At 74.6% G+C, this 24,298-nt stretch carries 27 protein-coding genes and 1 tRNA gene; 19 read left to right on the top strand and 9 right to left on the bottom strand.

Going from position 1 to position 24,298, the window contains the following annotated elements; genetic code table 11:
• Positions 1–11: 11 nt before the first annotated feature.
• The 5 genes from otnC to BLW43_RS16055 are packed head-to-tail and all read right to left on the bottom strand — an operon-like array spanning position 12 to position 4,101.
• Entirely contained in the window at positions 12–653 is a 642-nt protein-coding gene (gene otnC / locus BLW43_RS16075; protein WP_093255008.1) for a 3-oxo-tetronate 4-phosphate decarboxylase, read from the bottom strand.
• Positions 650–1,933 (bottom strand): 3-oxo-tetronate kinase, encoded by a 1,284-nt coding sequence (gene otnK / locus BLW43_RS16070; RefSeq protein WP_342741621.1) that lies wholly within the window; start codon positions 1,931–1,933, stop codon positions 650–652. Before otnK ends, otnC begins: the two co-directional genes overlap by 4 nt.
• Positions 1,924–2,745 carry an N-acyl homoserine lactonase family protein gene (locus BLW43_RS16065; protein WP_093255007.1) on the bottom strand — a complete coding sequence of 274 codons (822 nt, stop codon included), beginning with the start codon at positions 2,743–2,745 and terminating at the stop codon, positions 1,924–1,926. Before BLW43_RS16065 ends, otnK begins: the two co-directional genes overlap by 10 nt.
• 13 nt (positions 2,746–2,758) lie before the next feature.
• Positions 2,759–3,778 (bottom strand): aldo/keto reductase, encoded by a 1,020-nt coding sequence (locus BLW43_RS16060; protein WP_217632209.1) that lies wholly within the window; start codon positions 3,776–3,778, stop codon positions 2,759–2,761.
• Positions 3,775–4,101, bottom strand: a complete 327-nt coding sequence (locus tag BLW43_RS16055; RefSeq protein WP_245731086.1) for a putative quinol monooxygenase — start codon at positions 4,099–4,101, stop codon at positions 3,775–3,777. The genes BLW43_RS16060 and BLW43_RS16055 overlap by 4 nt, the downstream gene beginning before the upstream one ends.
• 90 nt (positions 4,102–4,191) lie before the next feature.
• Between BLW43_RS16055 and BLW43_RS16050 the strand changes: the two genes are divergently transcribed.
• The 6 genes from BLW43_RS16050 to BLW43_RS16025 all read left to right on the top strand — a co-directional run bounded on the left by BLW43_RS16050 (position 4,192) and on the right by BLW43_RS16025 (position 8,149).
• The gene (locus tag BLW43_RS16050; RefSeq protein ID WP_093255004.1) at positions 4,192–5,280 is read left to right on the top strand and encodes an isocitrate/isopropylmalate dehydrogenase family protein; all 1,089 of its coding nucleotides are present in this window, start codon (positions 4,192–4,194) and stop codon (positions 5,278–5,280) included.
• 4 nt (positions 5,281–5,284) lie between these two features.
• Positions 5,285–6,361: a Gfo/Idh/MocA family protein gene (locus BLW43_RS16045; protein ID WP_093255002.1), complete on the top strand. Its 1,077-nt coding sequence runs from the start codon at positions 5,285–5,287 to the stop codon at positions 6,359–6,361.
• Entirely contained in the window at positions 6,358–7,023 is a 666-nt protein-coding gene (locus BLW43_RS16040) for a GntR family transcriptional regulator (RefSeq protein WP_093255001.1), read from the top strand. The genes BLW43_RS16045 and BLW43_RS16040 overlap by 4 nt, the downstream gene beginning before the upstream one ends.
• Positions 7,024–7,112: 89 nt before the next feature.
• On the top strand, positions 7,113–7,538 hold the full coding sequence (locus BLW43_RS16035; protein WP_093254999.1) for a TIGR02300 family protein: 426 nt from the start codon (positions 7,113–7,115) through the stop codon (positions 7,536–7,538).
• A gap of 105 nt (positions 7,539–7,643) precedes the next feature.
• A tRNA-Ala gene (locus BLW43_RS16030) sits at positions 7,644–7,719 on the top strand.
• Positions 7,720–7,879: 160 nt separating this feature from the next.
• A complete protein-coding gene (locus tag BLW43_RS16025; protein ID WP_139284096.1) occupies positions 7,880–8,149 on the top strand; it encodes a hypothetical protein in 270 nt (89 codons plus the stop codon).
• Between the two features lie 57 nt (positions 8,150–8,206).
• Here the strand turns inward: BLW43_RS16025 and BLW43_RS16020 are convergent, their stop codons facing one another.
• Positions 8,207–10,519 (bottom strand): xanthine dehydrogenase family protein molybdopterin-binding subunit, encoded by a 2,313-nt coding sequence (locus BLW43_RS16020; protein WP_093254996.1) that lies wholly within the window; start codon positions 10,517–10,519, stop codon positions 8,207–8,209.
• 195 nt (positions 10,520–10,714) lie between these two features.
• Between BLW43_RS16020 and trxA the strand changes: the two genes are divergently transcribed.
• From trxA to BLW43_RS15985, 8 genes are all read left to right on the top strand, one after another.
• Positions 10,715–11,035 carry a thioredoxin TrxA gene (trxA, locus tag BLW43_RS16015; protein ID WP_093254994.1) on the top strand — a complete coding sequence of 107 codons (321 nt, stop codon included), beginning with the start codon at positions 10,715–10,717 and terminating at the stop codon, positions 11,033–11,035.
• A 200-nt stretch (positions 11,036–11,235) separates the two neighbouring features.
• Positions 11,236–12,168 (top strand): AAA family ATPase, encoded by a 933-nt coding sequence (locus tag BLW43_RS16010; protein ID WP_093255089.1) that lies wholly within the window; start codon positions 11,236–11,238, stop codon positions 12,166–12,168.
• On the top strand, positions 12,165–13,109 hold the full coding sequence (locus tag BLW43_RS16005) for a DUF58 domain-containing protein (protein ID WP_093254992.1): 945 nt from the start codon (positions 12,165–12,167) through the stop codon (positions 13,107–13,109). Before BLW43_RS16010 ends, BLW43_RS16005 begins: the two co-directional genes overlap by 4 nt.
• Before the next feature lie 8 nt (positions 13,110–13,117).
• Complete coding sequence (locus BLW43_RS16000; RefSeq protein WP_093254991.1) at positions 13,118–13,630, top strand: hypothetical protein; 513 nt, start codon at positions 13,118–13,120, stop codon at positions 13,628–13,630.
• A complete protein-coding gene (locus BLW43_RS15995) occupies positions 13,623–14,609 on the top strand; it encodes a VWA domain-containing protein (RefSeq protein WP_245731085.1) in 987 nt (328 codons plus the stop codon). Before BLW43_RS16000 ends, BLW43_RS15995 begins: the two co-directional genes overlap by 8 nt.
• On the top strand, positions 14,606–15,526 hold the full coding sequence (locus BLW43_RS15990) for a vWA domain-containing protein (protein WP_093254988.1): 921 nt from the start codon (positions 14,606–14,608) through the stop codon (positions 15,524–15,526). The genes BLW43_RS15995 and BLW43_RS15990 overlap by 4 nt, the downstream gene beginning before the upstream one ends.
• A complete protein-coding gene (locus tag BLW43_RS22995; protein WP_139284095.1) occupies positions 15,523–16,215 on the top strand; it encodes a hypothetical protein in 693 nt (230 codons plus the stop codon). Before BLW43_RS15990 ends, BLW43_RS22995 begins: the two co-directional genes overlap by 4 nt.
• Positions 16,212–17,438, top strand: coding sequence for a BatD family protein (locus BLW43_RS15985; RefSeq protein ID WP_139284094.1), 1,227 nt, complete (start codon positions 16,212–16,214; stop codon positions 17,436–17,438). Before BLW43_RS22995 ends, BLW43_RS15985 begins: the two co-directional genes overlap by 4 nt.
• On the opposite strand, the gene BLW43_RS15980 is transcribed toward BLW43_RS15985, so the two are convergent.
• Positions 17,420–18,082, bottom strand: a complete 663-nt coding sequence (locus BLW43_RS15980) for a TetR/AcrR family transcriptional regulator (RefSeq protein ID WP_093254986.1) — start codon at positions 18,080–18,082, stop codon at positions 17,420–17,422. The genes BLW43_RS15985 and BLW43_RS15980 overlap by 19 nt on opposite strands.
• 102 nt (positions 18,083–18,184) lie before the next feature.
• Here BLW43_RS15980 and BLW43_RS15975 point away from each other — a divergent pair, with 102 nt between their 5' ends.
• Positions 18,185–18,949, top strand: coding sequence for a DUF1194 domain-containing protein (locus BLW43_RS15975; RefSeq protein ID WP_093254985.1), 765 nt, complete (start codon positions 18,185–18,187; stop codon positions 18,947–18,949).
• 161 nt (positions 18,950–19,110) lie between these two features.
• On the top strand, positions 19,111–19,251 hold the full coding sequence (locus BLW43_RS23650; protein ID WP_175478952.1) for a hypothetical protein: 141 nt from the start codon (positions 19,111–19,113) through the stop codon (positions 19,249–19,251).
• Positions 19,252–19,297: 46 nt separating this feature from the next.
• Here BLW43_RS23650 and BLW43_RS15970 read toward each other — a convergent pair whose 3' ends face one another.
• Positions 19,298–20,191: a DMT family transporter gene (locus tag BLW43_RS15970; RefSeq protein ID WP_093254983.1), complete on the bottom strand. Its 894-nt coding sequence runs from the start codon at positions 20,189–20,191 to the stop codon at positions 19,298–19,300.
• 148 nt (positions 20,192–20,339) lie between these two features.
• Here BLW43_RS15970 and bchE point away from each other — a divergent pair, with 148 nt between their 5' ends.
• Positions 20,340–21,962, top strand: coding sequence for a magnesium-protoporphyrin IX monomethyl ester anaerobic oxidative cyclase (gene bchE, locus BLW43_RS15965; protein WP_093254982.1), 1,623 nt, complete (start codon positions 20,340–20,342; stop codon positions 21,960–21,962).
• Positions 21,959–22,579: a bacteriochlorophyll 4-vinyl reductase gene (bchJ, locus tag BLW43_RS15960; RefSeq protein ID WP_093254980.1), complete on the top strand. Its 621-nt coding sequence runs from the start codon at positions 21,959–21,961 to the stop codon at positions 22,577–22,579. Before bchE ends, bchJ begins: the two co-directional genes overlap by 4 nt.
• Here the strand turns inward: bchJ and BLW43_RS23645 are convergent.
• Complete coding sequence (locus BLW43_RS23645) at positions 22,571–22,747, bottom strand: hypothetical protein (RefSeq protein ID WP_175478951.1); 177 nt, start codon at positions 22,745–22,747, stop codon at positions 22,571–22,573. The genes bchJ and BLW43_RS23645 overlap by 9 nt on opposite strands.
• 103 nt (positions 22,748–22,850) lie before the next feature.
• Between BLW43_RS23645 and hemN the strand changes: the two genes are divergently transcribed.
• On the top strand, positions 22,851–24,221 hold the full coding sequence (hemN, locus tag BLW43_RS15955; protein ID WP_217632208.1) for an oxygen-independent coproporphyrinogen III oxidase: 1,371 nt from the start codon (positions 22,851–22,853) through the stop codon (positions 24,219–24,221).
• Positions 24,222–24,298 lie beyond the last annotated feature (77 nt).

Raw genomic sequence — 24,298 nt, 5'->3', positions numbered from 1 at the left:
GTCGGCCCCGCTCAGTCGGCGGGGAACCGCGCGCCGAGCGCGGCGATCTGCTCGGGGGTCAGCAGGCGCGGAGACAGGCCGCGCGTCAGCAGGGCCAGCTTGGCCGTCTCCTCCAGCTCCTCGATGGCGAAGACCGCGGCCTCCACGTCGCGCCCCGCCACCACCGGCCCGTGATTGGCCAGCAGCACGGCGGAGCGCTTGCCGGCGAGGCCGCGCACGGCGTCGCCCATCGCCGGGTCGCCGGGCATGAAGTAGGGCAGCAGCTTGACGCGCCCCAGCTTCATCACCGCATAGGCCGTGAGCGGCGGCACGGCGTCCTCCGGGTCGGTCTCGGGCAGCACCGAGAGCGCGACGGCGTGCGCGCTGTGCAGGTGCGCAACCGCGCCGGCCGAGCGGCGCGTCGCGTAGAACGCCGTGTGCAGCGGCATCTCCTTGGTCGGCGGGTCGCCGGAGACCGGGGTCATGGCGGCGTCGAGCCGGGAGATGCGCGCAGGGTCAAGCGCGCCGAAGGACGCGCCCGTGGGCGTCACCAGCAGGCCGCCGTCGGGAAGGCGGGCGGAGATGTTGCCGGAGGCGCCGGGCGTCAGCCCGCGTGCGAACAGCGAGGCGGCGAGGCGTGCGATCTCCTCGCGCAGGCGCGTCTCCGGCGTCATGGCTTCCCCAGCGCCGCCAGCGCCTTGGCGAAGAAGGCCGGGCCGCCGAAATTGCCGGACTTGAGCGCAAGCGCGAGCGGGCGGCCCTCGGCCTTGAGCGCGGGCACGCCGGGGTCGATTTCCGGCCCGATGGCCATCGCCCGCAGCCCCAGCGCGGCGACGACGGCGCCCGAGGTCTCGCCGCCGGCGGAGACCAGCCGCCGCGCCCCGCGCGCCAGAAGCGCCGCCGCGACGGCGCCGGTCAGGCTTTCGAACCGCGCCGACAGCGCCTCGCGCCCGTGCCGCGCCTGCGCCGCCGAGACGGCCTCGGGGTCGGCGGTGGTGTAGATCAGGGGGGCCGCGGCGGGGTCGCGCGACCACTGCTCCGCGGCCCAGTCCGCCAGTTCGTCCGCCAGCGGACCGCCGTCGCCCTGGGCCATCGCCTCCTCCGGGGTCACGGTGCGCGCGGCGAAGCCGGCCGCGCGGTGCGCCGCGACCTGCGCCTGCGTGGCGCGCGAGACCGAGCCGGCGACCGCCGCGCCGGGACCGTCCACCCCTTCCCAGCGCGCGCGGCTCACGGAGATCAGCCCCTGCGCGAGAAACACGCCCGGCAGGCCCGTCGCGACGCCGGACCCGCCGGTGATGAGGGTGTCGCGCCCGGCCGCTGCGCCCAGGTCGATCAGATGCGCGTCGGTCAGCGCGTCCGCGACGATCAGCCGGCGGCCGGCCTGCGTCTCCGCCGCCATCGCCTCCGCGACAGCCGCCGGGCCGCGCTCGACGATCGAGAGCGGCACATGGCCGACCGGTCCGCGGCTCTGGCGGGCGAGCGCGCGGCGGATGTCGGGGTCGCGCATCGGGGTGAGAGGGTGGTTCTCCATGCCCGACTCCGAGAGCAGCCGGTCGCCCACGAAGAGGTGCCCCTGATAGACCGTGCGCCCGGCGCCGGGAAAGGCCGGGCAGACCAGCGCACGGGCGGCGCCGGTCGCGTCCATCATCGCCTCCGCCACCGGGCCGATGTTGCCGGCGTCGGTGCTGTCGAAGGTCGAGCAGTACTTGAAGACGAAGCTCAGCGCGCCCTGGGCCTGCAGCCAGTCCAGCGCGGCGAGCGACTGCGCGACCGCCTCCGCCGGCGGGATCGTGCGCGACTTGAGGGCCACGACGCCGGCCTGCACGCCCTCCGCCGCCGGGGCCTCGGGGACGCCGGCGTAGAGCGTCGTCGCCATGCCGCCCTGCGCCAGCGTGTTGGCGAGGTCCGACGCGCCGGTGAAGTCGTCGGCGACGCAGCCCAGAATCATCGCCATAGCTCCCCCAGCACTGCTGCGTGATCGCCCGGCGCGACGTCGAGCCGGTGCGCCGCCGGGCCCTCCGCCTCTCCCGCCACGCGCGGGTAGAGCCTGCGCACCAGAGGGTCATGCCCCGGCACGACCATGTTCCGCCCCGCCGCCAGCCGCGGCAACAGCGCAAAGCCGCGCAGCATCGCCTCGGCGTCGACGACGATGGGGAAGAGCTTCCCGCAAAGGAAGTTCTCGTAGAAATGCGAGGCGTCGGAGGCGAGCACCATCCAGCCCCGCGCCGTCAGCACCCGCACCGCCTGCAGCCCGCGCGAGTGCCCGCCGACGGCGACGACCTCCACGCCCTCTGCGACCTCGCCGGCCCCGTCATGGAAGCGCACGCGGCCCGAATAGACGCGGCGCACCATGGCGCAGACATGTTCCGCGGTGAACGGATGGTTGAGCGCCGGCGCGCACATGCAGGGGCCGGTCGCATAGGCCATCTCGGCGGCCTGCAGGTGGAAGGTGGCGGCGGGAAAGCCGTCGAGCCCGCCGGCGTGGTCGTAGTGCAGGTGCGTGAGGATCACGTCCTCGACCGCGCCGGCGTCGACGCCGAAATCGGCGAGCATCCGCACCGGCTCCCGCAGGATCGGGCGGTTGCGGCGCGCGGCCTCGGCGGCGTCGTAGCCGGTGTCCACGACGATGACGCGGCCCTCCCGCCGCAGCAGCCAGAGATAGTAGTCGATCGGATGCGGGCTGACGTGATCGTCGAACAGGAAGCTGTCGGCGCGCACCCGTCCGGCGCGCTCGGCGTAGCGCAGCGCATAGACCTCCCACGTCATTGAACGGCCCGACTCACTGCGCCGCGCCGTACAGGCGTCCGCGATAGGGATATTGCGGGTCTGCGTAGCCGGGCGCCGGCGCGTGGCCGGACGGATTGAGGCTCTCGACGAGCGCCTCGTCCTCCGGCCCGTAAGGCGCCTCCATCGCCGCGAGATACCCGTCGAGCTGTGCGGCGTTGCGCGGCCCGATCAGCACGCTGGAGACCGCGGCGTTGGCGAGCACCCATTGCAGCGCCAGCGCCGCCGGCGCGCGCCCGGTCGCTTCGGCGTGGTCGGCGAGGCGGCCGGCGGCGGCGAGGGTCTCGGGGCGGAACTCCGTCTCCATCATGCGCTTGTCGGCGCGGGCGGCGCGCGAGCCTTCCGGCGGGCTGGCCGTGCGATACTTGCCGGTCAGCACGCCGCGCGCCAGCGGCGAGTACGGCACGACGCCGACGCCGAAATGCGCGCAGGCCGGAATGTAGTCGATCTCCACCAGCCGGTTCAGCGCATGGTGGTAGGGCTGCGCGACCACCGGGCGCGGCGCGCCCAGCGCGTCGGCGACCCTGACCATCTCGGCGATCTTCCATGCGCGGTGGTTGGAGAAGCCCCACCAGCGGACCTTGCCCGCCGCGATCAGCTTCGCCAGCGCGCCGACGGTCTCCTCCAGCGGCGTGGTCTCGTCGTCGCGGTGCAGGTAGTAGAGGTCGATGACGTCGGTTCCGAGCCGGCGCAGCGACGCGTCGGCCGCCTCGGCGATCCACCTTGCGCCAAGCCCGCCCGAACCGGGGACGTCCCGCATCGCGTTGCCCGCCTTGGTGGCGAGGATCACCCCGTCGCGGCGTGGCCCGAGCATGCGGCCGAGCAGGCGCTCGCTCTCGCCGTTGGCGTAAACATCGGCCGTGTCGATGAAGTCGCCGCCGGCGCCGAGGTAGCGGTCGAGCATCGCCGCGGTCGCCGTCTCATCGGCCTGGTCGCCGAACATCATCGTGCCGAGGCAGAGGCGCGAGACCTCCGGCCCGCCGCGGAACAGCGCCCTGCGCGCCAACCCGCTCACAGCCTGCGGCTCCAGGTGAGCAGGCGGCGCTCCCGCACCATCGGGCCGATGTCGGCGGCGAAGCTGTTGAAGTGGACGCTGGCGAGGTGGGCCTCGAAGGCGGCGGCGTCGTCATAGACCTCGTGGAGCCGCACCTCGTCGGGGCGCGCGTCCTCCACCCAGACCTCGAACACGCGGCAGCCCGGTTCGAGCGAGAGCGATGCGTCGGCCTGCCGCTTCATGCGCGCGAGGAACGCGTCCCGCCGGCCCGGGTCGATCGTGAACTCCACGGTGACGCAGAACATGCCCGAAACGCCTCCCCCGGCTGCCTCGCGGACGATCATGCACGTCTCAACGCATGTCGCAACGCATGCATTCCCAGTGCGGCGCTTGCTTGCTATCGCTGGGGAGCGGGCTCGCGGAGGAGACGGCGGATGCGGCTGGAGATCGCGGTTCTCGAGGGCGACGGCATCGGGCCGGAGGTGATGGCCCCGACGCTGGCGCTGCTGGAGACGCTCGCGCCCGAGGCCGGCGTCGAGTTCGCATTCCGGGCGCTGCCCGCCGGCGCAGGCTGCTATCGCGACACCGGCGAGGCCCTGCCCGAAGCGTCGCTTGACGCGGCCCGCGCGGCGGACGCCATCCTGCTCTCGGCGATGGGGCTGCCCGACGTGCGCTACCCCGACGGCACCGAGATCTCGCCGCAGATCGCCCTGCGCATGGCGTTCGGCCTTTTCGCCGGCGTGCGTCCGGTGCGCACGATCCCCGGCGCGCCGGGGCCGCTGGCCGGCGCGCCGGCGCTCGACTTCGTCATCATCCGCGAATCGACCGAAGGGCTGTTCGCCTCCCATGGGCGGGGCGTGGTCGAGGCCGACCGGGCGCGGGAGACGCTGGAGATCACCCGCGCGACCTCGGAGAAGCTGTTCGACGCCGGCTTCGCGATGGCGCGGCGGCGGCGCGAACTGGGGCGGGGGAGGGGGCTCGTCCACTGCGTGGACAAGGCGAACGTGTTCAAGGCCTTCGCCTTCTTCCGCGCGATCTTCCGCGAGCGGGCCGCGCTCAACCCCGACGTCGCGGCCGAGACCGCCTATGTCGACGCGACGGCGCTGTGGATGGTGCAGCGGCCGGCCATGTTCGACGTGATCGTGACCGAGAACATGTTCGGCGACATCCTGTCTGATCTCGGCGCGGGGCTGATGGGCGGGCTCGGCGTCGCGCCCTCCGCCGACATCGGCGAAGCACAGGCGGTGTTCCAGCCCTGCCACGGCAGCGCGCCCGACATCGCCGGCAAGGGCGTCGCCAACCCCTGCGCGATGATCCTGTCGGCGGCGATGATGCTGGACTGGCTGGGCGAGCGGCGCGGCCATGCGGGCCTCTGCGCGGCGGCGGCGCGGCTGGAGCGGGCGGTGGATGCGGCGCTCGCCGACCCGGCGGCGCGGACGGCCGATCTCGGCGGGCGGGCGACCACGGCGCAGGCCGCGGCCGCGGTGGCGGCGGCGCTGACGGCCCAGCCGGCGGGCGGCTGAGCCCGTGGCCCCGCTCTCGGTGCTGCAGGCGGGCGCGGGATACTTCGCCGCCTTTCACGCCGAGGCGTGGCTGCGGCTTCCCGGCGCGCGCCTGGCGGGCCTCGCCGACCCCGTTCCCGGCAAGGCCGAGGCTCTGGCGACGCGGCTGGCCGGCGCCGATGGCGGCCCGGAGCACGGCCCAGAGGGCGGCGTCGCGACGGGAACCGACGCGGCGGCGATGCTGGCGGCGCTGCGGCCCGACATCCTCGACATCGTCGCGCCGCCGGCGGCGCATCTCGGCCTGATCCGCGCCGCGCTCGCCGCGCCGCGCGGCCTGCGCGTGGTCGTCTGCCAGAAGCCGTTCTGCGCCGGGGCCGACGAGGCGCGCGCCGCCGTCGACCTCGCCGAAAGCGCCGGCGTGCCGCTCGTCGTCCATGAGAATTTCCGCTTCCAGCCCTGGCATCGCGCGGCGAAGGCGCTGATCAATGCGGGCGAGATCGGCGTTCCGCGGCAGGCGACGTTCCGGCTCAGGCCCGGCGACGGGCGGGGGCCGCGCGCCTATCTCGACCGCCAGCCCTATTTCCAGACCATGGAGCGCTTTCTGGTCCATGAGACCGCAGTACACTGGATCGACGTGTTCCGCTTCCTGTTCGGCCCGGTGGCGGCCGTGTTCGCGGACCTGCGGCGGCTGAACCCCGCGATCGCGGGCGAGGACGCCGGCTTCATCCTGATGCGTCACGCCGGCGGCGTGCGCACGCTCTTCGACGGCAACCGGCTGCTCGACCACGCCGCGGACAACCCGCGCCTCACCATGGGCGAGCTGATCGTCGAGGGCGACGGCGGCGCGCTCACGCTCGACGGTTTCGGCGCGCTCGGGCTGCGTAGGACGGGCGAGCGCGCAGCGACCGAGGCGGCCGGCGGCTGGCCGCTCGACGGTTTCGGGGGCGACTGCGTGGGCGCGCTGCAGGCCCATGTGATCGCCCATCTCGCCGAGGGCGCGGCGCTGGAGAACACCGGCCGGGACTATCTCGCCGTGATCGACGTCGAGGCCGCCGTCTACCGCTCCGCCGAGACCGGCGCGGTGGTCGAGACGCCGCGATGACGCCGGCCAAGGGGCAGTCGCAGCGGGCGCTGGCGGCGCTGCGCGAGATGATCGTGACCAACCGGCTGCCGCCGGGCTCCACGCATCTGGAGGCCGAACTGGCGGAGATGCTGGGCATGTCGCGCACGCCGGTGCGCGAGGCGGCGGTCATCCTCGCCGAACAGGGGCTGGTGGAGGTGCGGCCGCGGCGGGGCCTGCGGGTGCTGCCGCTGTCGGCGCGCGACATGGAGGAGATATACGCGATCCTCACCGAGCTGGAGTCGCTTGCGGCCTTCGAGGCTGCCCGCGCAAGGCCCGATGCGGCGGCGCTCGCGCCGCTGCGCGCGCAGACCGAGGCCATGACCGCCGCGCTGGACCGGGGCGACCGGCGCGGCTGGGCGGAGGCCGACGACGCCTTCCACGCCGCCCTCGTCGCGCTGGCCGGCAACCGGCGGCTTGCGGGCGTCGTCGCCACCATGGCCGATCAGGCCCGCCGCGCCCGGCTCCTCACGCTGCCGCTTCGTCCGGCGCCCTACGCCTCCAGCGAGGATCACCGACGCCTCGTCGAGGCGATCGCCCGCGGCGAGGCGGAGGAAGCCCGATCGATCCACCGCGCACACCGCCTCTCGGCGATGGAGACGCTGCTGGGCCTGCTCGCCGCCCACGGCCTCGCCGCGGTCTGAGACGCCGCCCTTTGACAGCGCCTCCGCGCTGTGGCATCGGGCGCGCTTCTCAGAACGCGCCGCGACGGCGCCGGTCGCCGAGGACCAACATGGCCAGACCCGAATGGGGCGTGAAACGCCAGTGCGCCAGTTGCGCGACGCGATTCTATGACCTGAACCGCGACCCGATCGCCTGCCCCGAGTGCGGAGCGATCTTCGAAGTCGAAATGCTCCAGCGTGGCAAGCGCGTGCGCTCCACCGCGCGCGCCGCTGCGCCCGCCAAGGCGGTGGAGGTCGAGGACGATGTGCTCGTCGACGACGACGACGACGACGCCGATGACGCGGCGGTGGTGCTCGACGACGACGACGACGATGACGACGGCGCGGTGAAGGTCGCGCCGGCCGCCGTCAACGACGACGAGGACGAGGCGATCGTCGAGGACGACGACGTGCTGCTGCCGGACGACGAGGATGACGACGACGTGGAGGACGAACTCGGCGGGCTCTCCGAAGACGACGACGACGGCAAGCGCTGACGCTCGGGCGGCGGGGGCGGCGGCGCAACTATCGGCTCCGCAGGCCCTTGCGCTCGGAAGCGTGCGGGCGTAAGCATCCGCCCGCACGCGACGGCGGGACCATCTGGGGCCATAGCTCAGTTGGGAGAGCGCTTGAATGGCATTCAAGAGGTCAGGGGTTCGACTCCCCTTGGCTCCACCAGAACAGCTCCCGCCGCGCGGCGGAAGGGCCTCCCCGACGGGGAGGCCCTTTTCGTTTCGTCCGCCTCCCGCTCCGGCTACTCGCCATCGACGCCCGGCGCCGCAGCCGGGCGCGCCTGGCCCCGGCGCGCGGCGAACGACGCATCGTCAGGATCCTGCCCTTGACGCTGCGCAGCCCCGCGATTGCGCCTGATGCGCCGTATCCGATGCGCGGCGGCGCCCTGCGCTGGACGGCGCCCAAGCCGCACGGCGGGCGGCTGCCGCTGGACGCGGTCGCTGGCGTCGCGCGGTCCTTCTTCGTCGCGGCGGAGGTCGACCCCGGCCGCGCCGTGGCGCGCACGCCGGATCTCCACGCCGATCTGCGCGTCCATGACGGCCGCGCCCGGCTCAGGCGCACCCTTCGCCGCGCTCCGCACTCCCTCGGCGCGTGACGCGCAGGGTCATGGTCGGCCTGTCCCAGCAGCCCGCAGCCGGCGGCCGGCGGCCGCTCAGCCCGCAGCCGCCCCGCGCACGCCCGCGTTCAGAGCGCGCCACAGCTTCTCGCCGGTCAGCGGCGTCTCGACATCCGGCGCGCCGCGGCTCGCCAGCGCGTCGAGCGCCGCCAGCGTCACAGCGGGGATCGCGGCGACGGCGCCGGCCTCGCCGCATCCCTTCACGCCAAGCGGGTTGGAGGGCGTCGGCGCGTTCTCGTTGAAGGCCAGCGAGAACATCGGCGCGTCGTCGGCCCTTGGCATGGCGTAGTCCATGAAGCTCGCCGTCAGCGGCTGGCCGGTCTCAGGGTCCCAGCGCATCGCCTCCATCATCGCCTGGCCCGCGCCCTGCGCCACGCCGCCATGGACCTGCCCCTCGACGAGCAGCGGGTTCACCAGCCGGCCGAAATCGTCGACCATCGTGTAGCGCGTGAGCCTCAGCCGCCCGGTGTCGAGCTCGATCTCGACTTCGGCGACATGGGCGCCGTTGGGGTGCGTCGACACGCGGTCGTCCACGGCGCCCTCGCCGGTCAGCCCGCCATGCCCGGCGGCGAGCTCCACCAGCGTCACGGTCCGGTCGGTGCCGACGATGCGGAAGACGCCTCCCTCCGCCGGCTCGAAGGCGATGTCGGCCTCCGCCGCCTCCAGCCGGTCGGCGGCCAGCGCCCTGGCCTTGGCGACCATGTCGGCGGAGGCGGCCATGATGGTGCGGCTGGCCATGATCAGCGAGCGCGAGCCGCCGGTGCCGCCGCTGAGCGGCAGCGCGTCGCTGTCTCCGGCCGCGAGGCTGATGCTCTCGAAGTCGAGCCCCAGCTCCTGATGGGCGATCTGCGCCCATGCCGTTTCGTGGCCCTGCCCGTTCGACTGGGTGCCGACGGTGATGACCGCGCGCCCTTCCGGCCCCAGCGCGATGACGGCGCGCTCCGACGGGCCGCCTCCGGTGCGCTCCATGTAGTACGCCAGCCCCCAGCCCAGCGCGCAGCCGCGCGCCTCGGCCGCCGCGCGCCGCTCCGCGAAGCCGGCGCGGTCGGACGCCTCGACGACCGCGCGCACGTTGGCGGCGGGGTCGAGGCTGTCGAAGACCATGCCGCCCGGCGTCTCGTGCGGCAGCTCCTGCGGGGTCAGCAGGTTCCTCAGCCGCAGCTCGACGGGGTCGATCCCGAGGTCGCGCGCCGCGCGCTCCATCAGGCGCTCGGTGACGTAGATGACTTCCGGCCTGCCGGCGCCGCGATAGGCGTCGGTCGGCGGCGTGTTGGTGAAGACGCCCTCGATGCGCGAGTGCATCGCCGGCAGCCGGTACATGCCGCCGGTGATCGGCGCCGAGGCCGCGGTGTGCACGAAGGCGCCCATCGACGAGCAGTAGGCCCCGAGGTTGGAGCGCGAGCGCCAGCGGAACGCCATGAGCCGGCCCTCGGCGTCGAAGGCGCCCTCAGCGTCCGTCGTAAGGTCGCGACCCTGCGCGTCCGACAGCATCGCCTCGGAGCGCTCCGCCATCCAGCGCACCGTCGCGCCGAGCTCCTTCGCCGCGAAGGCGACCAGCCCGTGCTCGGGGTGGCCCATCAGCTTCATGCCGAAGCCGCCGCCGACATCGGGCGTGTGCACGCGGATGCGCTCCGGCGGAACCATCAGCGCCGCCGCCAGCCGGCCCCGCGCGCCATGGGCGCCCTGGCTGCCGATCCAGACCTCCCAGCGCTCCGTCGCCGCGTCGTAGCGCGCCGTCGCCGCGCGGGCCTCCATCGACGCCACCACGACGCGCTGGTTGACCGCCGTGACCCGCGCGACATGGGCGGCCCGCGCGAAGGCCGCTTCGGTGGCGGCGGCGTCGCCCAGCTCCCAGACATAGGCGCGATTGCCGGCGGCCGCGTCATGGAGCCGCGGCGCGCCGTCGGCCAGCGCATCCTCCGGGCGGACGACCGGCGCCAGCTCCTCGTAGTCGACGCCGATCAGTTCGGCGGCGTCCCGCGCCGCGGCGAGCGTGTCGGCGACGACCAGCGCCACCGGCTCGCCGACATGGCGCACGCGCTCCGTCGCGAGATGCGGCTGCGCGGTCTTGAGCGCCGCGGCCTCCAGCGCGCCGTCGAGCTGGAAGGCCGAGGCGAGCGGCGCGAGCCGGCCGGCGACGTCCGCCCCGGTCCAGACCCCGCGCACGCCCGGCGCGGCGCGCGCGGCCTCCGCGTCCGTCACGGTCAGCCGGGCGTGGGCGACGGGGCTGCGCAGCACGAAGGCGCGCAGCGCGTCCCGCGGGGCGAGATCGTCCACATAGGCGCCGCGGCCGGTGAGGAAGCGCGCGTCCTCCTTGCGGCGAACCGGTTGTCCGATGCCGAATTTCATGAGCTCGCTCCTCGTCTGGGTCGCGCCGAAGCTAGCCGCCGGCTGCCCCGCGTCAACGCCCCTGCGGCGCGCAGGGGCGCCGCCGACGCAACCCCGCCGCGCGCCTGCGCCGGGCGCCGGCTTCTTGACCGTCACCGGGGCCGTCCATAGCTTCACTTCTCCCGGGCGAAGCGCCCGCCACCCAAGGAGCGAGCCATGACGACGGTCTCGGTTACGGACGACAGTTTCGAGTCCGACGTGCTCAAGTCCGGCACGCCGGTCGTGGTAGATTTCTGGGCCGAATGGTGCGGCCCCTGCAAGCAGATCGGCCCGGCGCTTGAGGAAATCGCCGGCGAAATGAACGGCAAGGTGAAGATCGCCAAGATCAACATCGACGACAATCCGGGCGCGCCGTCGAAATATGGCGTGCGCGGCATCCCGACGCTGATGCTGTTCAAGGACGGCAAGGTGGCGGCCACCAAGGTCGGCGCGGCGCCCAAGACCGCGATCTCGAACTGGATCGCCGAATCGATCTGATTCGCCCTTCGGCTGAAGGGGTCGGCGCGTCTGCGCCGGCCCCTCTTCATCACGCGAGCCCTTTCCGGCGACGCCGCCATCGACAACCCGCCGCCGCGGCCATAGCCTCCGTTCTCACGGGATGAGAAGCGCGACGGAAAGGGTGAGAGACGGTGAACGTCCGAACCAATGCGTCCTCGGGCGCCGATGATCTTCACGCCATGGTGGAGGGGTTGCGCGCGTCCATGAACGCCGCGCTGATCGGGCAGGAGCGCCTTGTCGAGCGCCTTCTGGTCGGTCTGCTCGCCGGCGGGCACGTTCTGCTGGAGGGCGCGCCGGGCCTCGCCAAGACCCGCGCGGTCAAGCGCCTCGCGATGGGCGTCGAGGGCGGCTTCAACCGCATCCAGTGCACGCCCGACCTCATGCCCGCCGACCTCACCGGCGCCGCGGTCTATCGCCCCGACACCGGGGCCTTCGACTTCGCGCCCGGGCCGGTGTTCGCCTCGCTGGTGCTGGTGGACGAGATCAACCGTGCGCCGCCCAAGGTTCAGTCGGCGCTGCTGGAGGCGATGGCCGAGCATCAGGTGACGAGCGGCGGCGTCACCCGCCCGCTGCCTGACCCGTTCATGGTGGTGGCCACCCAGAACCCCATCGAACACGAGGGCACGTTTCCGCTGCCCGAGGCGCAGCTCGACCGCTTCCTGCTCTATGTGAAGCTCGAGATGCCCGGCCGCGCCGCAGAGCGCGCCATCCTCGACCTCGTGGAGCGGGAGGAGACGGCCGCCGCGCCGCCGCCGCCCCCGAGGCTCTCCGCCGAGGCCGTGCGCGGGGCGCGGGCTGCGGCGATGACCACCCATCTCAGCCCTGTGCTGCGCGACCACATCGTGGGCGTCGTCGCCGCGACGCGCGAGGGCGAGGGCGCCGCCGCCGCGATCGAGCACCCCGTCTCGCCGCGCGGGACGCTGGCGCTGGCGGCCTGCGCCAAGGCGCGCGCCTGGCTGCTGGGGCGCGACCACGCCATGCCCGAGGATGTCGCGGAGCTCGCCGGCGACGCGCTGGCCCATCGCATGACCGTCGACTGGCGCGCCGCCGCCGAGGGCGTAGACGCGCGCGGCGTCGTCGCCCGGCTGCTGGCGCAGGTTCCCGCGCCGTGACCGCCGTCGACGCGGCGGCGCTGGCGGCGCCCGGCGTCGCGGTGACGCTCGACGCCCTGCGCGCGCTGCGGCTCGCGGTGCGCCGGACGCCGGCGCGGCCCGCCGCCGGCGCGCCGGGCTCGGTCGTCTCGCGGAGTCGGGGCAGGGGCATGGAGCCGCGCGACGTGCGGCCCTTCGTGGACGGGGACGACCCGCGCGCGCTTGATCGGCACGTCACCGCCCGCACCGGACGGCCCCATGTGCGCGACTTCCATGACGAGCGGGCCCATGCGCTCCTGCTGATCGCCGATTTCCGGCCCGCCATGCTGTGGGGCACGCGCGGGCGGCTGCGCTCGGTCGCCGCCGCCGAGGCGCTGGCCGCCGCGGGCTGGCGCGCGGCGGAGGCCGGCGGGCGCGTCGGCCTGCTCGCGGTCGCCGCCGGCGGCGTCGTCCGCTCAGCGATGCGCCCCGGCGCGCTGGGGATGGAGGCCGCCGCTGGCGCGCTGGTGAGCGCCCACGCCCGCGCGCTGGAGGCCGGCGCCGCGGCGGGAGACGGCGCGGCGGCGATGGCTGAGGCGCTGGAGGAAGCCGCGCGCGCCGCGCCGACCGGCGCCGACGCGGCGCTCGCCAGCAGCCTGGAGGAGCTCGGGGCCGAGCGCGGGCGGATCGCCGCGGCGCTGGAGGCGCTGGGGCGTCGCGCGCGGCTCGCCACGCTGCTCGCGACCGATCCGTTCGAGACCGACCCGCCGCCCGGCGTCTACCCCGTCGCCGACGCCGTCGGCGCCGCCTTCTGGGCGCGGATCCTCGGCGGGGCCGCCGCCGCGTCGGGGCTGGCCGCGCGGCGCGCACTGGCCGAGCGCGCGGGCGGCGCGGCGTTGCTTGACGCCTCGGCCGATCTGGCCGGCGTGCTGGCCGCGCTCGACGCCGCCGGGCGCCGCCGGCGCCGGCCCTCGGGCGGCTGAGGCGCGCCATGGCGGAGCCGGCGCGCGCCATTCCCATCGAGCCCGACGCGCTGCTCGCGCGGCTGCACCCGCTGCGCCCGGCCGCCGTCACCACGGATGCGCTCGTCTCAGACGTCCTGCTCGCGGTCGCGCTCGGCTGCCTCGTCGCCGCGGCGCTCGCCTTGCTGGTCTTCGCTCCGCGCGCCGCGCGCGGGCGCGACCCTCTCAAGGCGGCGCGGAAGTTGCCGCCGCCGGACCGCGTCGCCGCCATTCTGGCCGCAGTCCGCGACGGCGTGCGCGACGCAGGCCGCGACGGCGTGCGCGACGGGGCGCCGGGCGGGGCGCCCGGCGGATCGTCCTGGGCGGAAGCCTTCGCCGTGCGGGTCGGCCGCCCGGCGCCCGCCGCGCTGCTCGACGCCCGCGCGCGCCTCTACGCCGGGGACGCGCCGCCGGGGCCGGCGGAGGCCGACGCCGTCGAGGAGGCCGCGCGCGCGGCTCTCGCCGCGCTGCGCCGCGCCGGGGGACGCCGACGCCGTGGATGAGCTGATCGCCCGTATGCTCGACGCGACGCCCGGCTTCGCCGACCCCTGGGCGCTGCTGCTCGCGCCGCTGCCGCTGCTGATGCTGCGATACGGGCCGCGCGCCCGCGCCGCCAGCGCTGCGATGGCCGCGCCGGAGAGCGTGTCCGCCATGAGCCGCGGCGCCGAGGCGGCGCTGGCCGCCCGCATGGGCGCGACGCTGGCGCCCTGGGTCGCATGGCTCGCGCTGCTGCTCGCGCTCGCCGGGCCGCGGACGCTTGAGAACGCGCCGGTCGCGCCGCCCTCGGGGCGCGACGTCCTGCTCGCCATCGACCTGTCCGGCAGCATGGAGCGTCAGGACTTCGTCTATCGGGGGGCGCAGGCCCGGCGCATCGACGTCACCCGTCGCGTGGCCGCCGACTTCGTGCGGGGGCGCGCGGGCGACCGGGTGGGCCTCGTGGTGTTCGGCGATCACGCCTTCGTCGCCGCGGCGCCCTCCTTCGACGTCGAGGCCGTGGCGCAGGCGCTGGAGGGCATGACCATCGGCGTCGCCGGCCGCTCGACGGCGATATCGGACGGGCTGGGGCTCGCTCTGCGCCGGCTCGACCGTTCCGACGCGCCCTCGCGCGTCGTCATCCTGCTGTCGGACGGCACGAACACCGCCGGCATGGTGCGCCCGCAGGAGGCCGCCGCGCTGGCGGCGGAAATGGGCGTGCGGGTCCACACCATCGCGCTGGGGCCGCTGGCGCGCGGCGAGGGCTCGCAGGACCGCAACGCCGTCGACGACGTGACGCTGGCGCAGATCGCCCACGCCAGCGGCGGCGCCGCGTTCCGCGTGCGCGACGGCGAGGACTTCCGCGCGGTCGACGCGGCGCTCGACGCGCTGGAGCCCAGCCCCACCGACGCGCCGCGCATCGCCGCGTGGCGCGACCTCTGGCCCTGGCCCGCCGCGCTGTCGCTGCTGGCCGCCGCGCTGTCGCTGGCGCTGGGGCGGGCGACGTGAGCTGGCTGGCGGAGGTCGCGGTCCTGCGGCCGTGGTGGCTGCTGGCGATCCCGCTCGCGCTCGCGCTCTGGCTGCGGCGGCGGCGGATGGCGACGGGGCTCGGCGCCTGGCGGCGCGCGATGGACCCCGCGCTGATGGCCGCCATGGCGGCGCTTGGCCGGGTGCGGCCCGGCGACGGGCGCGGGCTCTGGCCGCCGGCGGTGGTCATCGCGATCCTCGCTGCGGCGCTGGCCGGCCCGGCCATGCGGCGCGACGGCGGGGCGGAAGGCCTGCGCAACCTCGACGGCATGGCGATCCTGCTCGACCTGTCGCCCTCCATGACGTCGGCGGGGCCGCCGACCGGCGCGGTCGTCGCGGCGCGGGTGCTGATGGACGCCGCCGGCACGCGGGGCGTCGGCGTCATCGTCTACGGCGGCGACGCCTATGTCGCCTCGCCCTTCACTGTCGACCGCGACGCCGTCAGCCGGATGCTCGGCGGGCTGGACGGCGAGACGGTGCCCGACCCCGGTTCGCGCCCCGCCCGCGCGCTGGACCTCGCCGCGGCGCAGTTCGGCCGGGCCGGCATCCTCTCGGGCGACGCGGTGCTGATCTCGGACGGCGGCGGCGTCGACGACGCCGCGATGGACGCCGCGCGGCGCCTGCGCCGTTCGGGCGCGCGGCTCTGGACCGTCTACGCCCCGCCTGTCGACGACGAAGCCCCGCGCGACCCCGCTGCGCTGGCCCGTCTCGCGGAGGCTGGCGGCGGCCGCGGCGCGCGGGCCCATGAGGCCGGCGCGTTGGCCGAGCGCCTCGGCGCAGGCTTCGACGCGCGGCTGCGCGAGGCCGGCCTCGCCGCGCTGGCGTGGCGCGACTGGGGGCGGGGCCTCGCCGTGCTCGCGCTTGCGCCGCTGCTGCTGATGTTCAGGCGGCGGGCGTGAGGCTGGCGGCTGGCCTGTTCGCCGCCGCGGCGGCGCTGGCCGGGGCCGCCCTCGCGGTCGGCGGCGGGGATGCGCCGGCGCGGCTGGCGCTCGCGCTCGGAGCGCCCGGCGCCGCCGCCGCGCTGGCGGGCGACCCGTTCCTGGAGGGCCGTGCGCGCTTCGCCGCGCGCGACTGGGAGGGCGCCGCCGCCGCGTTTCGCGTCGCGGGGCCGCGCGCGAGCTACAATCGCGCGGCGGCGCTCGCGCTTTCGGGCGACTACGAGCTGTCGCTCGCCAGCTACGACGCCGTGCTCGCGCGCACGCCCGACGACCTGCGCGCCGCGGAGAACCGCGCCGTCGTGGCCTCGGTCTGGCGCGGCGCCCGCGGCGACATCCTGCCGGGCGTGGAGGGCGCCGGGGACGGGTCCGGCGACCCCGAGAACGTCTCGCCCTACGACGAGGCCGTGAGCGCCGACGGCGGCGCCGCGCGCGAATTCGAACAGGCGCGCTCGGAGCTCGCCGCCGTGGTCGCGCTCGGCCGCGAGCAGGTGCGCCGCATGCCGGACGCGAAGGGCCGCCGCGCCGACAGGCTGTGGCTGGAGACCTTCCCCGACGCGCCGGCGGCCTATCTCAAGGCCGCGATTCGCGCCGAGCAGGCGCGCCGGGCCGAGGCCGGCCTCGCGCCGCCCGAACCGGCGGACCCGCGATGACGCGCCGCGCGGCCCTTCTGCTGCTGGCGGTCTGCGTCGCCGGGCGGGGCGCGGCGGACGCGCCCGCGGACTGGTCGCTCGCCATCGTTCCCGCGCCCCTGGGGCCGGAGATCTATGTCGGCGAGATGATCCCGGTGACGCTCAGGGGCGTCTATGGCGGCGGCGTGGCGCTGGAGAACCTAGAGGCGCCCGAGACCCCCGGGCTCTCCTGGGTCCAGCTCGGCCGGGACCGCTGGTTCGATGAAATGGTCGACGGGCTGGCCCGCCGCGTCTTCGAACGGCGCTATGCGATGTGGGCGGAGAAGTCAGGGACGCTGGAGATCCCGAGCTTCGGCCACCAGCTCACGCTGATCCCCCGCCGCGGCGAGCGGGAGGAGGTGACGATGATCGCGCCGCCGGCGACGCTGAGGATCGCGCCGCCGCCGGTGGCGGGCGAGGCCGGGCCGGACCGCTGGCTGCCGTTGACGGCGCTGCACGTCGACGAGACATGGAGCGGCCCGACCGACGCGCTCGACATCGGCGAGGTCGCCGTGCGCACCGTGACCCTGCTGGCGCACGGCCTGACGCCGGACCGGATGCCGACGACGCCCGACATCGACACCGACGCCGTGTTCGTCTTTCCCGAAGACGAGATCCGGACTGTAGAGATCACACCCGACGGGCCGGTGACGACTGTGGTCTGGCGCTGGACGATCACGCCGGACACGCCTGAGCCGTCGCTGATCCCGCCGCTGCGCATTCCGTGGTTCGACACCCGCGCGCGCGAGATGCGCGAGATCGCGCTGCCGGCGCGACGTTTCGCGGTGGATGGCGCCGTGTTCGGGGTCGAGCGCCGGGACGAGCGGCTGGAGCGCGCGGCGCGCTGGGCCGGGCCGCTCGGCTTCGCCGGCGGACTGGCGCTCGGCGCAGGCGCGATCGCGGCGGCGGCGCGGCGGCGCGGACTCTCTGCGCGCGAGGCGTTGGCGGCGGTCGCCGTCCGGGCGCGGCGCGCCCTCGCGCCGGTCGCGGCTCGGATCGAGCTGTGGCGCGCCCGCGCCGGCCTGCGCGCCGCGGTGGCGCGCGGCGACGCCTTCGCGGCCCGCCGGGCGGCGCGACGTCGCGCGCAGGCCGGAGATCTCGACCCGGCGACGCTCGCGATGTTCGACAGGCTGGCCTACGGGCCGGAGCCGACCTCGCGCGACGCCCTGCGCCGGGCGGCGGAGCGTCAGCCGAGGGGCGCCTGAGCCTCGCAGGCCGGCAGGCCGCGCATGGCCCGCAGCCCGGTGAAGTAGGCCCGCGTCGCCATGTCGACGCTCGCATGTATCTCGGCGCGGTCGCGCGGCAACTTCTCCGCCACGCCGATCAGCAGCGTCGCGAAGCCGTGGACCATGGCCCAGAGCGGCGCGCTGGCGGCGTGCGGCTCCATGTCGTCGAGCCCGTGGGCGCGCAGCACGTCCTTGAACCGCTCGATGAAGATGCCGCTGCATTGATCGCCCTTGGCGCGGGCGGCGCAGGCCCCGTCGGTCGGGCGCGTGGCGCCCCACATCAGATGGGTCAGCTCCGGGTTGCCGGCCGAGAAGTCGATGTAGGCGCAGCCGCCCGCGACCAGCCCCTCGATCGACCCCGCCGGGTGCTGCGCCATGGCGTGGCCGGTGGCGTCGGACAGGCGCTCGAAACCGGCGGCGGCGACGTGGTCGAGCAGATCGTCGCGGTCGGCGAAATGACGGTAGGGCGCGCCGGAGGATACGCCGGCGGCCCGCGCCGCGTCGGCCACGGTGAAGCCCTCGACGCGCTTCTCCGAAACGATGCGCGTCGCCGCCTCGATCAGCGCAACCTTCAGGTCGCCGTGGTGATAGCGCGGCTTCGCCGCTTTCTGCGCTCTGACCATTCCTTCCTCCTACGAAAGAACGAGTGGCTCGGCAAAGGCTTTGCGACGGACGCGCTGCGGCGGGAGTTCGCCGTGGGGCGCGGGCGCGCTATAATCCGGCCCATGAAACCCGCGGCGTCGATCCTTGCGCTCCTGTTCGCCTGCGCCGCCGGCGCAGCGGAGCGGGAGGTCGACCTCGAACTCGTGCTCGCGGTGGACATGTCGGGCTCGATGGACCGCGATGAAAAGCGTCTCCAGCGCGAGGGCTATGTCGCCGCCATCGCCAGCGACGCGTTCGCCGCCGCGCTGCGCGAAGGCGCGTGGCGGCGCATCGCGCTCAGCTATCTGGAGTGGGCCGGCCCGACGTCGCAGGTCGTCGTGATGGACTGGCGTCTCATCGACGGGCCGGAGGCCGCCCGCGCCTTCGCCGAGGAGCTCGCCGCCGCGCCGCTCAGCCTCATCCGCGGCACGTCGATCTCGGGCGCGCTCGACTACGCCGTGGAGATGTTCGAGGGCAACGGCTTCGAGGGCTGGCGCAAGGTGATCGACGTCTCGGGCGACGGCGCCAACAGCCGCGGCCGCCCCGTGGAGGCGGCGCGCGACGCGGCGCTGGCGCGGGGCGTCACCATCAACGGCCTGCCGCTGATGCTCCGGCCGTCCTGGATCGGCGCCGGGCTCGCGCAGTACTATGCGGACTGCGTCGTTGGCGGCCCGGGACACTTCGTGCTGCCGGTCACGGCGGAGGCCGAACTCGCCGACGCGATCCGCCGCAAGCTCGTGCTCGAAGTGGCGGGGCTGGCGCCGCCCCCCGTGGCGCGCGCGCAGGCGGCGCGGCGACTCGACTGCATGGTCGGCGAGCGGCTCAGGCGGTCGTGGGACGAGCCCTGAGCCGGTCGCAGCGCCACCTTGACAGCCCCCCGCCGCGGGATCACCTCATCGATCAGAGCGCGCGCGGACGGCCATGGCGGTCGTCCGGAAAACCCGGCGCGCGCTCGGCCGCCCGGGCGACGTCGCCCGCCAGCGACCCCTTCCGGGGGAGCGCCTGACACATGTCCAAGCACCAGAAATCGAACCGCGAGGCCAAGAAGCCGAAGCAGGAGAAGCCCAAGGCTGCGCCGGCCACGCCCGATCTCGCCGCCCGTCTGACCGGCGGCACCGGCAAGCCCAAGGCCGGCGCGCCGAAAAAGTAGCGCGCCGCGTCCGGGGCGGCGGCGCCGCCGCCCCGGCGGAGCCACGTCATCGCGCCTGCGCCCGGGAAAGCTGCACGGCGGCGATGCCGGCCGTCACCACCGCGACGCCGACGAAATCGAGCGTGGTCACGGTCTCACCCAGAAGCGCCGCGGCGATGGCGACGCCCAGCGCAGGGTTCAGGAAGTGGAACGCGCTCGCCGCCGTCGGCCCGATGCGCGCGACGAGCCGGAACCAGATCATCGTCGCCACGAGGCCTGGCAGCAGCGCGGTGTAGGCGAAGGCCAGCGCCAGCGAGAGGGTCGGCCGGACGTCGGCGACGCTCTCGAAGATCAGGCCGACCGGCGCCAGCGCCGCCGCCCCGACCAGCATCTGCAGCCCCACCGCCATCAGCAGGCCCGTGCCGGCGCCCGCGCCCTGCACGGTGAGCGTCGCCACGGCCAGCGCCATGAGGCCGACGAGGCAAAGCGCCACGCCAAGCGGGTCCGCCCCGCCGGCGACGCGGCCGGCCATGATCAGCGCCACGCCGGCGAAGCCCGCCGCCAGACCCGCCAGCGCCAGCGGCGCGAGACGCTCTCCCCGCCAGAGATAGCTCAGGCCGGCGACGGCGAGCGGCAACGCGCTGGCGATGATCGCCGCGAGCCCCGCCGGCACCTTGGTCATCGCGAGGAAGTTCAGGCCGAGATAGAGCGCGTTCTGGCACAGGCCGAAAAGCGCTATCGCCCGCCATGTCGCCCCGTCCCGCGGCGGGCGCTGGCCGAGCGCGAGCGCGAGTCCGACCGCGAGGGCCCCCGCCAGGCCGAAGCGCGCCGCGAGCATGAGGAAGGGCGGCGCGTCGACCAGCGCGATCTTGGCGGAGGTGAAGGCGCTCGACCAGATCAGCGCGAACGCCACGCCCATCGTCGCCGCCGTCAGATCGACGCCGCCCTGCTTCTCCGCCATCGGGATGCCCTCGCCCGCGCCACGCCGGCGCGCGCGGACCCTGCGCCGAACCCGTGCGCTGCTGCAAGGCGGTTGATCGATGTCAATTCAGCCTGACAGGTTGATGGGTAGCCTGAGCTTACAACAACGGCGCAGGGAGGCGACGGCGATGCGCATCGCGCTCATCCACCCCAACTACCATTCCGGCGGTGCCGAGATCGCCGGCTCCTGGCCGCCCGCCTGGGTGGCCTATCTCGCCGGTCCGCTGAAGGCGAAGGGCTTCGACGACATCACCTTCATCGACGCCATGACCAATGACATGAGCGACGAGGCGCTGGCCGCGAGGCTCGCCGAGCTGAAGCCCGACCTCGTGGGCGCCACCGCCATCACGCCGTCGATCTACAAGGCCGAGCGCGCGCTGGAGATCGCCCGCGAGACCTGCCCGAACGCCGTCACCGTGCTCGGCGGCATCCACGCGACCTTCATGTACAAGCAGGTGCTGAGCGAGGCGCCGTGGATCGACGTCATCGTGCGCGGCGAGGGCGAGGAGATCTTCGCCAACCTCGTGACCTGCGTCGCCGAGGGCCGCTGGCCCGAGGACCGCGCCCGCATCAAGGGGCTGGCGTTCCGCGAGGGCGAGACCATCAAGGCCACCCAGGCCGCCTCCACCGTGCGCGACCTCGACGGGCTCGACCCCGACTGGTCGCTGCTGGAGTGGGAGAAGTACAAATACATCCCGCTCGGCGTGCGCGTCGCCATCCCCAACATGGCGCGCGGCTGCCCATTCACCTGCTCGTTCTGTTCGCAGTGGAAGTTCTGGCGCGACTATCGCGTGCGCGACCCGAAGAAGGTCGTGGACGAGATCGAGAAGCTGGTGAACGACCATCAGGTGGGCTTCTTCATCCTCGCCGACGAAGAGCCGACGATCAACCGCAGGAAGTTCAAGGAGTTCTGCGAGGAGCTGATCGCCCGTGGCCTGCCCGACCGCGTGAAGTGGGGCATCAACACCCGCGTCACCGACATCCTGCGCGACGAGGCGGAGCTGCCGCTCTGGCGCAAGGCGGGGCTGGTGCATGTCTCGCTGGGCACCGAAGCCGCGGCGCAGATGAAGCTCGACCGCTTCAACAAGGAGACCAAGGTCGAGGACAACCGCCGCGCCATCGCGTCGCTCAAGAAGGCGGACATCTTCGTCGAGGCGCAGTTCATCGTCGGGCTGGAGAACGAAACGGCCGAGACGCTGGAGGAGACCTACCGCTTCGCCCGCGAGTGGGACCCCGACCTCGCCAACTGGGCGATGTACACGCCGTGGCCGTTCACGCCGCTGTTCCAGGAGCTGGGCGACAAGGTCGAGGTGTTCGACTTCGAGAAGTACAACTTCGTCACCCCGATCATGAAGCCCGAGGCGATGGACCGCGCCGAGCTGCTCGACCGGGTGATGAACAACTATCGCCGCTTCTACATGATCAAGGCGCTGTTCCACTACCCGTGGCGCGGGACCGGCTTCCGGCGGAAGTACCTGCTCGGCTGCCTCAAGGCGTTCCTGAAGGCCGGCTTCGAGCGCAAGTTCTACGATCTCGGCAAGATCAACTACTGGGGGCCGCAGTCGAAGAAGAAGGTCGACTTCCACTTCGACAAGAGCCGGCGGATCGCGCCCGCGCAGATGGAGGACTGGCACGCCGCCGCCGAGCGCTCGCGCAAGGTCAAGGCGCGCAAGGAGTATGCGAAGGCCGCGCAGGGCGGCGGCTTCCAGATGCCGCAGGCGCTGGAAGGCGAGCGGGTCGGCGCCGAATGAGCGCGGCGCCCGCCATCGGCGCCCCGGCGGCCGTAGCCGCCGACGGCCACGCGCGGCAGCCCGCCCGCATCGGCCCCAACGCCGTCATCCAGACCGCCGCGGCGCTGCGGGCGCTGGGCGGCGAGGCCTGCGCGGCGGAGGTGTTCGGGGCGGCGGGCGTGGCGCACTGGCTCGCTGCGCCGCCCGACGGCATGGCCGGGGAGGCCGGCGTCGCGCGCCTGCACCGCGAGATGGCGCGGCGCGCTCCGGAGGCTGCGGCCGACGCGGGCCGGCGCGTCGCGGCCTATCTGCTCGCCAACCGCATTCCCGCGCCGGCGCGGCGGCTGATGGCGCGGCTGCCCCGGCCGCTCGCGGCGCGCGCGCTGCTCTTGGCGATCAGGGCCAACGCCTGGACCTTCGCCGGCTCCGGCCGGGTGCGGGTCTCAGGATGGCGGCGCCCGGTGGTGGAGATCGCGGGCAATCCGCTGGCGGTCGGCGGCTGCCGCTGGCACGCGGCCGTGTTCGAGGGGCTTTTCGCCGCCCTGGTCAGCCCGCGCGCCCAAGTGCGCGAGACCGCCTGCTGCGCGGCGGGCGCGCCGGCCTGCCGATTCGAGATCGTGCTGGACGGCTCAGGATGAGCCGCCCTGCGCGCCGTCGTGGCGGTCCATCTGCTCCGACAGCGCCTCCAGCAGCGCGCCAAGGCCGCGGCGGCGATCCTCGTCGAGGTCGTTCACGTGGCTGCGCTGCTCAGCGAGGCGGTTCTCGAGTGCTTCGAGTCTGGCGTGGAGGTCTTCGGCTTCGGTCATGGGATCGGCTCCCCGTGATCGGACTGGTTGCGACGGATCAAGGCGGTGGACGCTCCGTCGTTCAAGACATGGCGACGCCGCACGGAATTTCGAGGGGAAAGCCATGAACGCCAGTCGGCCCGCGTCGATCGACCCGATGATCGCCCGCTACGCCGCGCGGCCCGCGCCGCGCTACACGAGCTATCCCACCGCGCCGCAGATGCGCCCCGGGTTCACCACGGAGGCCTGGGCGGGCTGGCTGTCGGGCGTCGAGCCGACCGCGCCGGTCTCGCTCTACCTCCACGTCCCGTTCTGCCGGAAGATGTGCTGGTACTGCGGCTGCAACATGAAGCTGGTCGCCCGCGAGAGCGTGCTCGACGCCTATGTGGAGGATCTGCTGGCGGAGATCGATCTGGTCGCCGCCGCGCTGCCGGGCCGGATGTCGGTCGGCCATCTCCATTTCGGCGGCGGCACGCCGACCGCGCTCAGCCCGCAGGCGCTGACGCGCGTCATGGCGCGCCTGTCGCTGCGCTTCGACTTCGCCGAGGACGCCGAGATCGCCATCGAGAGCGACCCCCGCACGCTGACGCCCGAGATGATCGAGACCATCGGCGCGCTGGGCTTCACCCGCGCGAGTTTCGGCGTGCAGGAGTTCGACCCCGCGGTGCAGGCGGCGATCAACCGCATCCAGCCGCCGGAGATGGTCGCCGCGGCGGTGGCGGGGCTGCGGCGCGCGGGCGTGGCCAGCGTCAACTTCGATCTCATCTACGGGCTGCCGAAGCAGACCGTCGCGGCGCTGGAGAACACCGCCCGGCTCTGCGCGGCGATGCGGCCGGACCGGCTGGCGCTGTTCGGCTACGCCCATGTGCCGTGGATGGCGAAGAACCAGCGCATGATCGCCGACGCCGACCTGCCCGGCGCCGCGGAGCGCATCGCCCAGGCGGAGGCCGCCGCCGCGGCGCTGCGCGCCGAAGGCTACGCGCCGATCGGCATCGACCATTTCGCGCTGCCCGGCGACGCGCTGACGCAGGCCGCGCGCGCCGGCGGCCTGCGGCGCAACTTCCAGGGCTACACGACCGACGCGGCCGGGACGCTCATCCCCTTCGGCGCGACCGCCATCGGCCGCACCCGCGAGGGGATCGTCCAGAACCTCGCAGAGACCGGCGCCTGGTCGCGCGCCGTGCGCGAGGGCCGGCTGCCGGTCGCGAAGGCCGTCGCGCTCGACGACGACGACCGCGCGCGCGCCTGGGTGATCGAGCGCCTGATGTGCGACTTCGCCGCCGACATGGGCGAGGCGACGCGGCGCTTCGCGAGGCCCGAGGGCTGGTGGAGCGACGCGGCGGCGGCGCTGGCGCCGATGGTCGCCGACGGGCTGGCGACGGTCGAGGGCGAGCGGGTCGCGCTCACGCCGCGCGGGCGGCCGCTCGCGCGCGTCGCCGCCAGCGCCTTCGACGCCTATCTCGGCGCCGGCGCGCGGCACTCGGTGGCGGTCTGATCCGCCGCGGCGCGCGACCGCGCGCAGCAAGCCGGGTTGACGCCCCGGACGGCGGCCTCCTACCCTCGCTCGGCATC

Source organism: Rubrimonas cliftonensis, assembly GCF_900107585.1.
In the GTDB taxonomy this organism is placed as follows: Bacteria; Pseudomonadota; Alphaproteobacteria; order Rhodobacterales; family Rhodobacteraceae; genus Rubrimonas; species Rubrimonas cliftonensis.
Note: the sequence above shows the minus strand (reverse complement) of the source record. Positions and strands in the feature narration are given on the sequence as shown.